General features: G+C 45.8%; 13 protein-coding genes. 5 read left to right on the top strand and 8 right to left on the bottom strand.

Annotated features, from left to right (window positions below; genetic code table 11):
• Positions 1-12 precede the first annotated feature (12 nt).
• The 4 genes from ACWIP2_RS01400 to ACWIP2_RS01385 form a co-directional block, all read right to left on the bottom strand.
• On the bottom strand, positions 13-1,461 hold the full coding sequence (locus ACWIP2_RS01400; protein WP_448518101.1) for a flavin monoamine oxidase family protein: 1,449 nt from the start codon (positions 1,459-1,461) through the stop codon (positions 13-15).
• Positions 1,458-2,117 (bottom strand): hypothetical protein, encoded by a 660-nt coding sequence (locus ACWIP2_RS01395; protein WP_448518100.1) that lies wholly within the window; start codon positions 2,115-2,117, stop codon positions 1,458-1,460. The genes ACWIP2_RS01400 and ACWIP2_RS01395 overlap by 4 nt, the downstream gene beginning before the upstream one ends.
• A 125-nt stretch (positions 2,118-2,242) precedes the next feature.
• Positions 2,243-2,374, bottom strand: a complete 132-nt coding sequence (locus ACWIP2_RS01390) for a hypothetical protein (protein ID WP_448518099.1) — start codon at positions 2,372-2,374, stop codon at positions 2,243-2,245.
• 43 nt (positions 2,375-2,417) lie between these two features.
• A complete protein-coding gene (locus ACWIP2_RS01385) occupies positions 2,418-3,398 on the bottom strand; it encodes an acyl transferase (RefSeq protein WP_448518098.1) in 981 nt (326 codons plus the stop codon).
• A 32-nt stretch (positions 3,399-3,430) separates the two neighbouring features.
• On the opposite strand from ACWIP2_RS01385, the gene ACWIP2_RS01380 reads away from it, so the two are divergent.
• The 3 genes from ACWIP2_RS01380 to ACWIP2_RS01370 all read left to right on the top strand — a co-directional run bounded on the left by ACWIP2_RS01380 (position 3,431) and on the right by ACWIP2_RS01370 (position 5,635).
• Positions 3,431-3,994: a hypothetical protein gene (locus ACWIP2_RS01380; protein ID WP_448518097.1), complete on the top strand. Its 564-nt coding sequence runs from the start codon at positions 3,431-3,433 to the stop codon at positions 3,992-3,994.
• A gap of 98 nt (positions 3,995-4,092) precedes the next feature.
• Positions 4,093-5,028 (top strand): helix-turn-helix domain-containing protein, encoded by a 936-nt coding sequence (locus ACWIP2_RS01375; RefSeq protein WP_448518096.1) that lies wholly within the window; start codon positions 4,093-4,095, stop codon positions 5,026-5,028.
• Positions 5,029-5,032: 4 nt separating this feature from the next.
• Complete coding sequence (locus ACWIP2_RS01370) at positions 5,033-5,635, top strand: hypothetical protein (protein ID WP_448518095.1); 603 nt, start codon at positions 5,033-5,035, stop codon at positions 5,633-5,635.
• A 7-nt stretch (positions 5,636-5,642) separates the two neighbouring features.
• Here ACWIP2_RS01370 and ACWIP2_RS01365 read toward each other — a convergent pair whose 3' ends face one another.
• The 4 genes from ACWIP2_RS01365 to ACWIP2_RS01350 form a co-directional block, all read right to left on the bottom strand.
• Positions 5,643-7,058 (bottom strand): cyclic nucleotide-binding domain-containing protein, encoded by a 1,416-nt coding sequence (locus tag ACWIP2_RS01365; RefSeq protein WP_448518094.1) that lies wholly within the window; start codon positions 7,056-7,058, stop codon positions 5,643-5,645.
• Between the two features lie 323 nt (positions 7,059-7,381).
• Entirely contained in the window at positions 7,382-8,689 is a 1,308-nt protein-coding gene (gene der, locus ACWIP2_RS01360) for a ribosome biogenesis GTPase Der (protein WP_448518093.1), read from the bottom strand.
• A gap of 219 nt (positions 8,690-8,908) precedes the next feature.
• The gene (locus tag ACWIP2_RS01355) at positions 8,909-10,336 is read right to left on the bottom strand and encodes an aldehyde dehydrogenase family protein (protein WP_448518092.1); all 1,428 of its coding nucleotides are present in this window, start codon (positions 10,334-10,336) and stop codon (positions 8,909-8,911) included.
• Between the two features lie 231 nt (positions 10,337-10,567).
• Positions 10,568-11,677, bottom strand: a complete 1,110-nt coding sequence (locus tag ACWIP2_RS01350; RefSeq protein WP_448518091.1) for a Nif3-like dinuclear metal center hexameric protein — start codon at positions 11,675-11,677, stop codon at positions 10,568-10,570.
• A 122-nt stretch (positions 11,678-11,799) separates the two neighbouring features.
• On the opposite strand from ACWIP2_RS01350, the gene ACWIP2_RS01345 reads away from it, so the two are divergent.
• Both ACWIP2_RS01345 and ACWIP2_RS01340 read left to right on the top strand, forming a co-directional pair.
• Entirely contained in the window at positions 11,800-13,056 is a 1,257-nt protein-coding gene (locus ACWIP2_RS01345; RefSeq protein ID WP_448518090.1) for an LVIVD repeat-containing protein, read from the top strand.
• Between the two features lie 132 nt (positions 13,057-13,188).
• Positions 13,189-13,764: a YqgE/AlgH family protein gene (locus ACWIP2_RS01340; RefSeq protein ID WP_448518089.1), complete on the top strand. Its 576-nt coding sequence runs from the start codon at positions 13,189-13,191 to the stop codon at positions 13,762-13,764.
• Positions 13,765-13,812: the final 48 nt, after the last annotated feature.

The following is a 13,812-nucleotide window of genomic DNA, read 5'->3' as shown; positions in this document are numbered from 1 at the left end:
TGGACTTGTTAATTATTTATTGAGTATTTGAATAATTTCCAATACAGCGCGTTCAGCAGATTGTGCTGCGCCTTCCATGCCTGTATGCGTCAGGCAGGTATGTTCGCCGGCAAACGAAATATTACCCACAGGTTTTATTATTTGCGGCAGCCAGCGGCTAATCTGGCCCGGTGCATACTGATGATAAGCGCCGCCGTTGAATGGATTATTTCCCCAAGAATTGATGTAGAGAATTTCCAGATTTCCTTTGGAAGCGGGTCGTATTCTGGCCATTTCAGACAAAACGAAGGAAGGCATATTTTCTTTGCTTAATTTGTCAAAATTAAGCGCATTATTACCCACCATCCAGCAGGTCAGGCGTTCTACTTCGCCTTTTTCGTTGTAGATAGCGAAAATACGTCCCAGCGCGCTGTCTGTCCACATAGCGGGAGGCATTTTATCCTGTTCCCAAAAGGGTGCTAAAGGGGACAGATGTACCTGCGAAATCGGTATGTAGGGCATCTGACGGATTGCTTCTCTGTGCAAATCGGTAAGCGGTAGTTCCAAGCTAATATTGCGAAGGGCAGGCAAAGGCAGGGTGCATATCAGGGCACGTGCTTTGTGCTTGCTGCCGTCTTGGCAATAAACCTCTACTCGATTATTTTTTTGCACAATGCGCTTAACTACTTTTCCCGTTTCGGGCGCATTTTTAAGTCGCTTACCGATTGCTTCGGGAAGTCTGCTGCTGCCGCCTGCGATACGTAGGGTAGTGGTGCTGCCGCCAATTGTGCGCAGACTCAGACTGCGCAATACATGTAAAGCAGAAGTACGGTGTACGTCATTAATATTGGCATTGGCATTAATGAGTCTGATAGCTTCATCTGAAGCGCCTTTTTGACGCAAAAAATCGGAATAAGGAATATCTAAATGATTAAAATTTCCGCTGTACCACTCTTCTAAGCTACCAAATGGTATATTTTTCATAGTATAATGACTTTCTAACAGGCTTGGTAGCATATTTTTCTCTTCTGCCGATAATAAATTATTCTCAGCTGACTGCCAATCTTTCACACTTGTTATCTTTCCATTGACAAACAGCGTTACTTCGCGGGCTTGTGGTGGTGATGGATGAGGAGGTATGATAGGTACATCAACTTTTTTTGCCAGGGCTAAAAAAGACTGATACCCGTTACCTACTTCAACACCTCCAACTTCGGGCTTACCGGGCAAGTTATCCAGCGTGTGCAGCCTCCCACCTAAGCGATTGTCAGCTTCCAACACGCGCACGGTATAGCCTTTTTCTTGCAAGATCAGCGCGGCATATAAACCGGATATGCCGCCGCCCAATACGATCACATCTGTACGACTATCTGCTATCCAGTTACCTATAAAGTCTGGAGCAAACAATAAGGCTGCACCCGATACGCTTAGTTGTCGAATAAACTCGCGTCTTCCTGTGTCGGATAGATTGAAATTTTTCATAAGCCAATCTCAAATTTCTTTAGATCTGTTTCTACTAATCTGTTAATCAGTTCTTTACCCTCAGGTGAGACGATAATGAATCGCGCAGATGCTTTTACGGGCCCAATGTTTTTGGCAAAATGATACACGTTGATGCTTTGTGCTTGTCTGCCGTCTGCAAAAGTCCAATGCGTGTTAAAATCTACGCGCAGGCACTTTAAGTATTGCTTGCCATTGCTAAGGATAACATCTTCAAAACCAGCAATTTTTTGGCTTAAAGTAAAAATGCCTTCGGTGATGCGTCCGTCGGTTTCGTATTTCTTGTAGGGCGTGCGTACAAGAAGGGTGTCTCCTTTGGCTTGGCGTGCAGCGAACCAGTAGAAAGGCTCTTGAAAAATTACTTTTGAGCGGTCATTAAATATTTCGCCGCTGTACAAAATGCCTTTCTTGCGGTCGTAGCGCAATATTTTAGCAGCATTAGTAGCGTCGTAATGCCATACCGTGCCTGCTGTTTCGCCTTGTTCGATGCGCGATATGTAATCGGGCTTATCGGGCGGGGGGGTATATGTCCAGCGGGTACCGGGCTTAAGCGGGTAGTAGTCAGCTATCCTGACCTTCTGAGCAGCAATGCCCAGAGGCAATAACAACAACAGCAGAAACAGGCGGAACTTTGTCATATCTCCCTGATTTATGGAAAGGTACAAAATTACTTTTAAAAAAGTAGTTAATGAGGTTAATTATTTTTAGAGACACAAAAAACCCGCCCAATTCAGTTGCTTAGGCGGGGTGTATTCGGGTGTTACTAACCTCTTACCACTTTGGCTTCCTTTAAGGGGGGCGTTTGCTGGGCATACGTAGGACAGGTCTTGTAAGCGCATGAAGCCATAAAAGTTACAGCCAGAAGCGCGCAGGCGATTAATCCTTTGGTTTTCATAAGCGTGATTTTTGGGAGTGTATGTTCAAATATAGTTCCAATCTTAATGTAAAAGCAAGTTGCAGCCGCGAATATCGCTGTTATCATAACGCCCCAGCACGCGAAATGTTGTATCTGAGACTTTCTGACCTATATCTTGCGTTTCTACAAAGCAACAGGAGTCTATGTTTGCCAGATCAATAATATTAATGCCTCCTGTTTCGCGCTCGGCAGGCGAGAAAGGATCGTTCAGGTCGCGGAGCAGTACGCGCACTTGCGGTGGTGTTTGGAAAACATCCGAATTGATGGCGTAGCATTGCGAAAGCAGCTCCGTCATCCCGTACTCTGAGTGAATGCGGCAACCGAATGCACGTTGCAATACCTCGTGTACCTCTTGGCGAACCATCTCGCGGCGGCGACCTTTCATTCCGCCCGTTTCCATCACGATCAGTTCGGGGAGTTGCATGGGAAACTGTTCGGCAAAATCGAGCAGCGCATAGGTTACGCCGAGCAGAATGATTTTCTTGCCGCTGCCGTAAGTCTGCCGGATCATTGCTGCCAGTTTCTCGAAGTTGTGCAGGAAGAAGCCCGAAGGTTGTGCCGTTTGTTGCATGAAGTCTTCTGCCATAAATACCAGCGACGAATTGCCTTTTTCCAAATAAGAAGGCAACAGCGCAAACAAGTGATAATTGCTAAGGCTTCCGTAGAAATATTCAAAAATGCGGCGGGCATTGGCACTATAGAAAGCCTTGTCTGCTACATAGTGGCGACTGTTGATGCTGCCTGTTGTCCCGCTGCTTTCAAAAATTACCTCAGCCGCCTGTCCACTGCTGCTAATGAGATGGTATTTGAAAAAACTGATTGGCATGAAAGGTATCTGACTGATAGTTTGAATATTAGCAGGTTTTATCCGAAGTGCAGCAAGGTACTCGGCATAGGTGCGGCAGTGTGTTGCCTGATAGTGAAATGCCTCCATAGCTGCTGTTTCAAAATCATTTGTACTGATATGTTGCAGCCTTGTTTTAAATCTTTGCGTAAATTGCATAGTAAACGAGCTATTAAACCCAAAAATACTCCATGCTGCTAAGAACCATTCTCTGTGCCTATATTTGTCTTTTGGCACTGATGCTGACATCTTGCTTTAGAGAGCCTGATTATTCTATTGTACCCGAGATCGGATTTAAAGAAATTACGGTTAATCCTGCTAGATTTCCGCAGACAGATTCTATCGCAATTATTATCACCTACAAAGACGGCGATGGAGACTTAGGTCTTGGAGATCAGGATATTGATCCGCCGTTCAACATCACTAATCCAGATGGGACACCAAACCGCTTTTTTTATAATTATTTTATCACAATTGCTAAAAAAGAGCAGGGGCGCTTTATTCCCGTTGTATTTACTGATCCCAACGTAACACTAAACGCCCGTTTCCCGCGCCTTAATAATTTGAATACGCGAACAGCCATTGAAGGCACACTGCGCTACAGTTTCAATTTTTTCTATGCATTTTCAGAAGCCTACAACCCACGTATCAGGCGCGGCGATACCGTGCGTTTTGAAATTCAGATAGCCGACAGACAAAAGCACCTGAGTAATATTGTACAAACCGACGAAATTGTAATCGGACAAGTTAGATAAATATTCCAATTAATCATTTGTCATCTATTGGCGTTTGTGCATTTTCACATTAGATTTGTCTAATTATTGTGTGCAAACTCGTTTTGGATTTACCCACTATGGAAGATTTTAATAGGATCATTGAATCGCTGAGTGTTCGCTTCATTCGCTGTAGGCACTTAGATATTTTACACCCCGTTACGGTTAATAATGCTTACGACGTTGAAAATACATTAATTGTAGTTGGAGATGATTCAACTGTAACGCTTGAAACAACAGCTGAAACGATTCACACGGGCGATATGCTGTTCATTCCTGCCGGACGGCCTTGTCATTTAACGTTTGGTATACGCGAGCGTGCTATACAGATTGGCAACGAAGAGTTTATTAACAATCGCGAACATTATTTTCGCAAGCATGTACCTAAAGAAGAGCTAAAAAACGGCAATAAATTTCAAAACTACTTTCACATCAACTTTGAAGTAAAAGTTTTTGACTCTGTCAGTTTTTTTACCTCATTAGACATTCCTCCTTTTGTCATCAGAGGCAACTCGCGTTTGCTACAAATTACAAAAGAGATTATGCGGGAAAGCGAGTCTAATATTGCCGGCAGGGAGCGAGTAATCCAGTTGCAAACCGATCTGCTCGTAGTGGAAATTATCCGACATATCCTAGCAAGTCATCAGTTCATCGAAAAGCTGGCGACTAACAATACCTATTTCCGCGACCCGCGATTGATAGATATTTTTACCTTTATTAAAAATAATCTTAACGGCGATTTGTCTAACCGCGTCTTAGCCCGGGTTGCTAACGTGTCCGAAGACTATGTAGGTCAATACTTTAAGATGCTTACCGGCATTAATCCACAGGATTATATCGAGTACCAGCGCATGGAGATGGCAGTTAATCTGTTGCGAACCACCAAAAAGAGCATCCGCGCGATTGGCAACGAGGTGGGCTATAAAGACACAGCGTATTTCTGCCGCCGGTTCAAGATGATGTTTGGCATTCCGGCAGGCAAGATGCGCCGCCGCGAAAGTTTAATGAACCTGTGAGTTTATGCAAAGAATCATAATGGTAAAATATATCGGCATATCTCTGTTGCTGACGATATTATTAGGCGGTTTTTTGGCCTGTCAGTCTATCCGCCAGATGCGCAATTTTGCACAGTGCGCCTTTCGTCTGCAAGATTTGAACCAGTTTACTGCTGCCGGAATTGATTTCTCCGGCAAGCGCAGTATTACAGATTTTGGCTTGGCAGATGCCGCACGGCTGACTTCGGCATTGAGCGGGAACAATCCTTTTATCTTCAGCTTTATAGCAAACGTAGAGGTGAGGAATCCGAACCCGGAGCCTGCCTCGCTGACACAGATGGACTGGATTTTGGCTATTGATGGCAGGGAGGTTCTGAATGGGGCAGTGAACAATCGGGTTCAAGTAGCCCCCAACGGCGGACTGGCAACTGTGCCCGTATCGGTCAATTTGGACTTGCGGCGGGTATTTGCCGATCAGGGACGCGACGCGCTGCTGGGCTTTGCCTTCGACACAGCCGTTAGTGGCAACAACAGTACCCGACTTGCATTCAAGGTAAGACCCTACATGAATATTGCAGGATTGATAATACCCTATCCCGGCTACATTACTATAAAAAAGGATTTTTGAAGCGGCGTTAGATCAGCGTTAGCTTCTTGTTAATTTCCATCGCCATTGCTTCTTGGCGCAGTTCCTTTTTGAGGGATTTTACGTATTCGATTACTTCGTCCAGATGGCGATTCATGTCGTGGTGCGTAACGTAGGTATAGACTACGTAAACTGTTTCTCCGACAAGCCCCGCCTGTTCGCTATTCCAGACTCCGTCTGCCTGTTTGCTGGTTGCGCCGCCAAAGCGCTCGGCAAGAAAATTGAGCGTACGCTCTACATACGGCCGAGCATCTATTGCCTTATTTACATCTATTGTTGTGGGAATGAATATGCCAATATTGTTATTGCGTTCTAATCGGTCAATCAGCATTTCAAAAACATTGTGTAGGACAACCGGCACAGGCAATTTTTTGTGTAGCCCTTCTTTTAGCGATGGAAAGTCTGGAATAAAAGGAATGTAAAAGTCAATGCCTGCATCAGCGGGGTAGTGCTGCAACTCTTCGTTGGTGCTATTGACCAGCGTAAATACTTGTACCTCGTCGCGGCGGATGTGTTTGCGCAGCATTTGCTGTACTTTGGTCAGTAGCGGATCTTTGACCTTATCAGGTGGCGTAAGTAGGATAATTTGCTTCACATAATCAAGCAGCATGACAATGTCCTGATCCAGATTGCCGTCTGCATCTTCGTCTAACGACTCGTTCAGTGTAATAACTACATTTTCGTATTCGGTAATAATGTTGTCGAGCATGAAAGTAGTTTTGACAATGTCGGGCAGCGAGGGGTCGTCCATAGAGATCAGGAAGTCGCAGCCCTGTTTGTTTTTGTACAATTTGGTGCGTTTCTCAAGCCCTAGATCTGCGATGAGTTTCTGTGGAATAGGGTATTCGGTATAAACGGTGCGGGCATTGGTTTTCTCTGCCAATGCGTTGGCAAGCATTACGCCGATACTGGTTGCACCCTGTCCTTCAAAGATATTGATAATCAGTATCATACGTGCCTTTGCTGAACGTGCCATGCGGCGGTTGGCATCTATCAGGTAGCGTCCAAGCATTTTAGCCAGTTCAATGGCAACGATTGGATACTGGTGCAGTATTTCCATAAAATGGTCGCGTTTGATCACGCGGACATCTACGTCAGTAATGGCGCGAACTGTTGCCGAACGCGGCTGATTTTCTAAAATCCCTACCTCGCCAAAGGTGTTGCCGGGCATCAGATAAGCCAGCGTTTGTGCCTGATGGTTTGCCCCCATGCGCTGGATGGCTACAATGCCGTTGGTAACTACATATAGGCTATCGCTCGGATCGCCCTGCCAAACAATGGTTTCATCGGGGAAAAATTGTCTTAGCTTGGTTCTAGCCGCTACCGTTTGCAGAATGTCCTTGGGCAGGTGCTTAAAAAGTGCCGACTGGCGCAAAGCTGCAATGGCATGATTGTTCGTTTGCATAGGGTAAGTAAGTTAGGTAGGCTAAATTATACAAAATGTTATGATCGGAAAATCTTAAAAACTCGCATCCAAACAAAAAGCCATCTCACTTGAGATGGCTGACAGATAAAATTTCCTGAGACACAACTCCGCTTACCTCGTGGGGTTGATTCTTTCAACGTTGGCTTTTTGCTGTGTACCTTGGCGGTAACATGCCACAAAAATGAGCATTGCTCCAATGCAAATGAGTAGAAGTAGCTTTTTCATCATTTTTCCTAATTATGTAATTTGTCAGCAGATTGAAAAATGCCACACGAAGATAAGGAATTTTTTGAGATTTGCAACTATTTTTGCCTGAAAAACAGGCGGATAGGCACACCTTCTAGGTCGAAATGTTGCCGCATTTTATTCTCCAAATATCGCTGATACGACTCCTGAATGTATTGTGGAAGGTTACAATAGAACGCAAAAGTAGGGCACTTGGCTGGAAACTGCGTAATGTATTTGATCTTGATGAATTTGCCTTTGACAGCCGGCGGCGGATAGTTCTCTATTTCTTTGAGCATCACATCATTAAGCTGCGAGGTGGCAATCTTCTTGAACTTGTTGTGATAGACCTTTACTGCTTTCTCCATTGTCTGGAATATTCGCTGCTTGTTGATGACAGAGGTAAACAGAATTGGCATATAGTCAATAGGGGCAAGTCGCTTGCGAATATTATCTTCGATCTGTTTGGCAGTTTTACTGTCTTTTTCTACCATGTCCCATTTATTTACCATTAGTACGATGCCTTTGTTGTAGCGATGAGCCAGCGATATGATGCTGACATCCTGCGATTCCAAGCCGCGGGTAGCATCTACAATAACGATACATACGTCCGAGTCTTCCAGTGAGCGAATAGAACGCAGCGTTGAGTAAAACTCGATATTGTCTTTGATCTTTGATTTGCGGCGCAGGCCGGCTGTATCCGTAATAACAAAGTCCTGCCCAAAAAGTTGGTAGCGGGTATCAATGCTGTCGCGAGTAGTACCTGCCAGATCGGTAACAATGCTGCGCTGCTGCCCCAATAGCGCATTTAGGAATGAGGATTTACCCACATTTGGACGACCCAAAATAGCAAAGCGCGGCAAACCGGCATTGGGGTCTTCTTCTTGTTCTTCGACGAAGTGCGAAGTAACTGCATCTAACAGATCGCCTGTTCCCGAGCCGTTGATTGCCGAGATAGGATAGACATTGTCGAAACCAAGTGCATAAAACTCACCTATGTAGTTCATTTTCAGGGGAGTATCCGCTTTATTGACCACTACGTACACAGGCTTGTCGGTGCGGCGAATAACATTGGCGAAATCTTTATCCAGATCTGTAACGCCTGCATCTAAATCAACCACGAAGATGATCACGGATGCCTCTTGGATGGCAATTTCTACCTGTTCGCGGATGGCACCCTCAAAAATATCGTCCGAGCCATGTACATAGCCGCCCGTATCTACAACTGTAAAAAATTTATTGCCCCATTGTGCTTGCCCGTAGTGGCGATCGCGGGTCACGCCGCTTTCGTTGTCCATAATGGCCTTTCTGGACTCAATCAGCCGGTTGAAAAGGGTAGATTTGCCTACATTTGGTCTGCCTGTAATGGCGACGATATTTGCCATGATTCTTATGATTTAAAATTATGCCCGCATAAGCAGATTGTCGCGAATTTTTACATGATGTTTCTTTTCTGATTGGAAAACAATCAAGAAAACCGCGTTATTCTGTGTTATCTGCCTGTATCCGTGTGCTATCTGAATTTTTGAGATGAATCACGCGCGTTGGCAGGGCTTCACCTATCACAAAGCGGGCGCGAAGTTACGGAAAAAAATTGAGATCGCCTACTGTGCCTGATCGAACCACCACGGCGAGGGGACAGGCTGCTGTTTGATTAAGAATACTTTTTGGCGCATGAAACGCTTGATTGCCGAAGGGCCCATGCGCGTACCGCCAATTCCTGACATTTTGAAAGAGTTTTTTTCGCCTTCGTGTACAACTGCAGTGAGCGCTGAGTCGTTGATGCTAATAGCCCCGCCCTTAATACGTCTGCCGATGGCTATTGCCTCCTCGTTGGTGCCTGCAAAGACTGCACCGCTCAAGCCGAAAACTGTGCTATTGGCTTTGGCGATAGCATCTTCAATGCCGTGAAAAGGCATAACAGGCATCAGCGGGCCAAAGGTTTCTTCGCTCATCACTTTCATATCGGCTGTAACATTCGTCAAAACGGTGGGGAAACACCAACTACCACCTCCGATATTTTCTACATGACCGGCACCGGTCAGGATGTTTGCCCCTTTTTCCTTTGCATCGCGTAGGTGTTCGTTGATAATCTCAACTTGCTTGTCGGAGATAATCGGACCAATTTGCCCACTTTCGTAATCGGGATAAGCAAACCGCAACTGCTTAGTTTTCTGCACCAAAAGCTCTACAAAGCGATCAAACACACTGTCTTCCACATAGATGCGCTCGATGGATAGGCAGGATTGCCCCGCATTGACCACCGACCCCCAGAGCAGTGAAGAAGTAGCCTGATCCAGATCGGCGGTTGCTGTAACAATTGCAGGATCTTTGCCGCCCAGCTCCAAAAATACAGGTTTGAAGTGGCGGGCTGCTGATTCGTACACCTTCAGCCCGGTGGCAACGCTTCCCGTAAAGCATATAATGTCAGTGAGTTCGACTAACTGTGCGCCTGTTGCTCCTGCGCCCTCAATGTATAACAGCACATCGGCAAGTTGAGGAACTTGTGCGATAGATGCCATCATCGGCTTGATAAATCGCGGCGTTACCTCGCTGGGCTTAACGATGACTGCACAGCCTGCCAATAACGCGGGAATAGTGTCTATCAGCGAAAGCAGCAATGGAAAGTTCCAAGGGCTGATGACACCCACCAACTGGTAGGGTTCCAGATCCTGTTCAATTCCGATGAAGGGCATACTACTCTGTTTCTCAACTTTTTGGCTTAAAAAATCAGTGGCAATGTCGCACCATCGGTCAATAGATGAAGCAATCAGTTGTGCTTCCAACACCGACTCAGACTTGCGCCCTGTATCGGCGGCAAGTGCATCTATTAGTTGGGGCAGCATAGCTTGCGACGCGGCTTTCCATTGCTGCATTGCGGCTACTCTTCCCGCTACTCCTATTGCCTGCCACCGCGATTGTGCGTCGCGCATCTTTTGGCAAATAGCAGCAAGTTGTTCTTTATCAGGTGGAAAGATCTGATAGTCGTATTGCCCATTTCTGGGATTGCGAACCAATAGGGGCTGAGTCATAGCTTTTGGGTTTCTAAAAAATTTTCCTAAAATACATCATAATGATGATACAAGTCATCATTCCTGAATAAAGCACATCATAGCTTTGTAGTCAAAAAGAGGGATAGCATACACAGAAAAATCCAAGTGGCGCTGGAAACGATTTTTAACGTGAAGCATTTTTTGCGCCAAAGCCCCGATACGAGTTATCGGGGTTTTTATTTTAACTGCCTGCCCGTCAATTTGTTCGCCTTATACAAAATAAAAAACAGGATTAGTGCTTTGCTTTGTAATCAGCAATGGAAGCGCTTGCGGCAGTTGCGGGCGCAGATAATCGTACAGTAGCTCTGTCGTACAAATTTCGCTTTCGTAGTGTCCAATGTCTGCAATTACAATTTTATTGTCCGCATCAAAAAACTGATGGTATTTGTAATCTGCGGTAACAAAAAAATCAGCGCCTGCACCTATCGCATGGTCGAGTAGGAAGCTGCCCGAACCGCCACAAGCCGCTATGCGGCGCACAGGCTTGTCCAATAGCCGCGTATGGCGAATACAGGGCGTGTGGAATGTGTTTTTTAACAGCGTCAAAAACGCTGTTGCCGCCATTGCCTCAGGAAGTTCGCCAATGATTCCCGCACCTGTTTCCGGATTTTCGTTGGCTAAATTATAGATGTCAAAGGCAACTTCTTCGTAAGGATGTGCCGCCCGCATGGCTGCAATGATTTTGCCTTGCAGATGCGTTGGGAAGATGGCTTCCAAGCGGTCTTCGGCGACGCGTTCCAACTGGTTGGCTTGTCCGATGAAAGGATTGGCTTTGTCATTGGGTTTGAAGGTGCCCTCGCCGCGCAGCGTGAAGGTGCAGTGGCTGTAGTTACCGATTTGCCCTGCGCCTGCCGCAGCTATCGCATCGCGCACCGCGTCTGTATGCGACAATGGTACGAAAACCGATAATTTTTGAAGATTGCCACGCTTAGGTGCCAGTATTTGCTGATTTTTCAAGCCTATTTTATTGGCTATCTGCTGGTTAACACCTTGCCGCACATTATCCAAATTGGTATGGATGGCATAAATGGCAACATCGCTTTTGATAGCTTTGATAATGGTGCGTTCGACGTAGCTGCGCCCGTTGATTTTTTTCAACCCTGAAAATATGATCGGATGATGGGCTACAATCAGGTTACAATTGTTTTGGATAGCTTCCTCCACAATCTCCTCAGTGGCGTCCAGACTGATGAGAACGCCTCTGAGCGCGTCCTGCTCGCTGCCAACAATCAGCCCGGCATTGTCGTAAGATTCTTGCAAGGCAGTAGGCGCAAGTGTTGCCAACAGCCGCGCAACATGTCCGATAGTAGTTGTTTGCATGAACTTGAACTTATGTTTTGTCAACATGGAAAGTTATACCATCCGCACAAATTTTTTTCTTTCGCGCGGCAACCTTTCCCGAAAAAGCTCCTCTATACAAGCAAACAAACCTAAGAAAAGCCATGAAAACTATGATCAGATATGCAACAGCACTCATCGTCATGCTGGCGGTAGCGATTCAGTCGCCTGCGATTTTTGCACAAAGCAGCCTTTCACAGGCAGGAAAAATCTGGTACGACGATGGATTTTTGTATGTCAATATCATTAACGAGGGCGTACTTGTCATCAATAACTTTGACCCCAAAGCTCCGCGCAAAGTTGGATTTATACAAATTCCCGGCAATGTGGATATGGCCATTCGAGGCAATATCATGTATGCCAACGCGCATCAGGATCTGGTTGCATTAGACATTTCCGATTTGAACGCGATCAAAGAAACACGACGCATACCCGCCGTATTTACGCATCGTCCGCGCCCTTCAGCATGGGATAACAACAATACAATTGCATGGCGCACGGGGAACGACCTGCAAAGCATCATCCGCAATGCTTTCAGTTTCAGTGGCTTTGGGCTGATGGGCAGTACTATCGGCGGCATGATGGGTACCACCTTTGGTATGAGCAGCAATCCCCTGATGATGAGCGCTGCTCCAACTGCCAAAGCGCCTGCCAATCGTCCTGCCGGCGGTGGCAAAGGTGGTTCGATGGCCTGCTTCGTACTGATGGATAACTTTCTGTATGCTATTGATTCGCGCAATCTGCTGGTATTCTCTATCAAAAATACAGCTGCCCCCGAACTGCTCGGTCAGAAAATACCCGTTAATAGCGATATTGAAACGCTGTTTGGCTACGAGAACCGTTTGTTTGTAGGTTCACAAACGGGCATGTATATTTTCAATGCGACAGAGCGCACCCGCCCGCAATTGGAAGGAACTTATCGCCATGTGCGAAGCTGCGATCCGGTGGTAGTGGAAGGCAACTTTGCCTATGTAACCCTGCGCAATGGAACGGACTGCGGCGGTAACGTCAATCAGTTAGACGTAATTGACATTAGCAATCCTTCGCGTCCGCAAAAGGTGCGCACCTATGCTATGACCAATCCTCACGGGCTGGGCATAGACAACGGGCTGCTGTTCGTTTGCGACGGCCGCGACGGGCTGAAAGCCTTCGACGCAAGCAATCCACGCAGTTTACAGCAGGTAGCACACTTCCGCAATATTCAGACCTATGATGTTATTCCAGACACCGATCGGAAGATTCTGATGATGGTTGGAGGCAATAAAATCACTCAGTACGACTACCACGACCCATTCAAACTTTCCGAGCTGAGCGTACTTGACCTGAGCAGCATAACCGACATAGAGACAATCAACCGTTAAGAATATTTTCAGCCAACCTTAGTTTTTGGGTAGAATACTGCAAACTTTCCTACTGCTTTGTGGCAGGAAAGTTTTTGTTTTTTTCAAAATCAATTCATTAGTTTACGGGTCAAAGTACTTCGGAGGTTGCTAATGATTTTTAACGACAAACTGAATGCAGATAATACCGTTGCAAAGGGAAATATTCTGATCGCTGAACCGTTTTTGCCTGATGGCAATTTCGAGCGAACAGTAATCCTGCTTTGCGAGCACAACGAAGAAAACGGCTCATTTGGTTTGATATTGAACAAACCTACTTCACTTGCTGTAAGCGAAGCTACTGATATGTTTGATATTGATCAAAAAATATACATCGGCGGGCCTGTAGAGCAAAATACCTTACATTTCATCCATACTTTTCCTGATCTTAAAGGCTGCATACCTGTCAAAGACGGTATTTACTGGGGCGGAGACATCGAGCAATTGAGTCATTACAGTAATTTACGCCAACTAAATCCATCGAATTGCAGATTTTTTGTAGGCTATAGTGGTTGGGCAGCTCGTCAGTTAGATGGGGAAATTAACCAGAACTCATGGATTATCTACCGCGAGTCTATCGGGGCGCTATTTGACTGGCCCACAGATCGGATGTGGCAAAGCATACTTAAAAACATGGGGGGAAAATACAAGGCCTATTCAAATTTTCCCGAAGACCCGCGTTTGAATTAACGCGAAATTGCTACCTTTGCAAGGTATGCAGTCTCTGTAATTTGAAGC

The organism is Rhodoflexus sp., from assembly GCF_053489755.1.
This window is presented reverse-complemented; position numbering and strand designations above follow the sequence as displayed.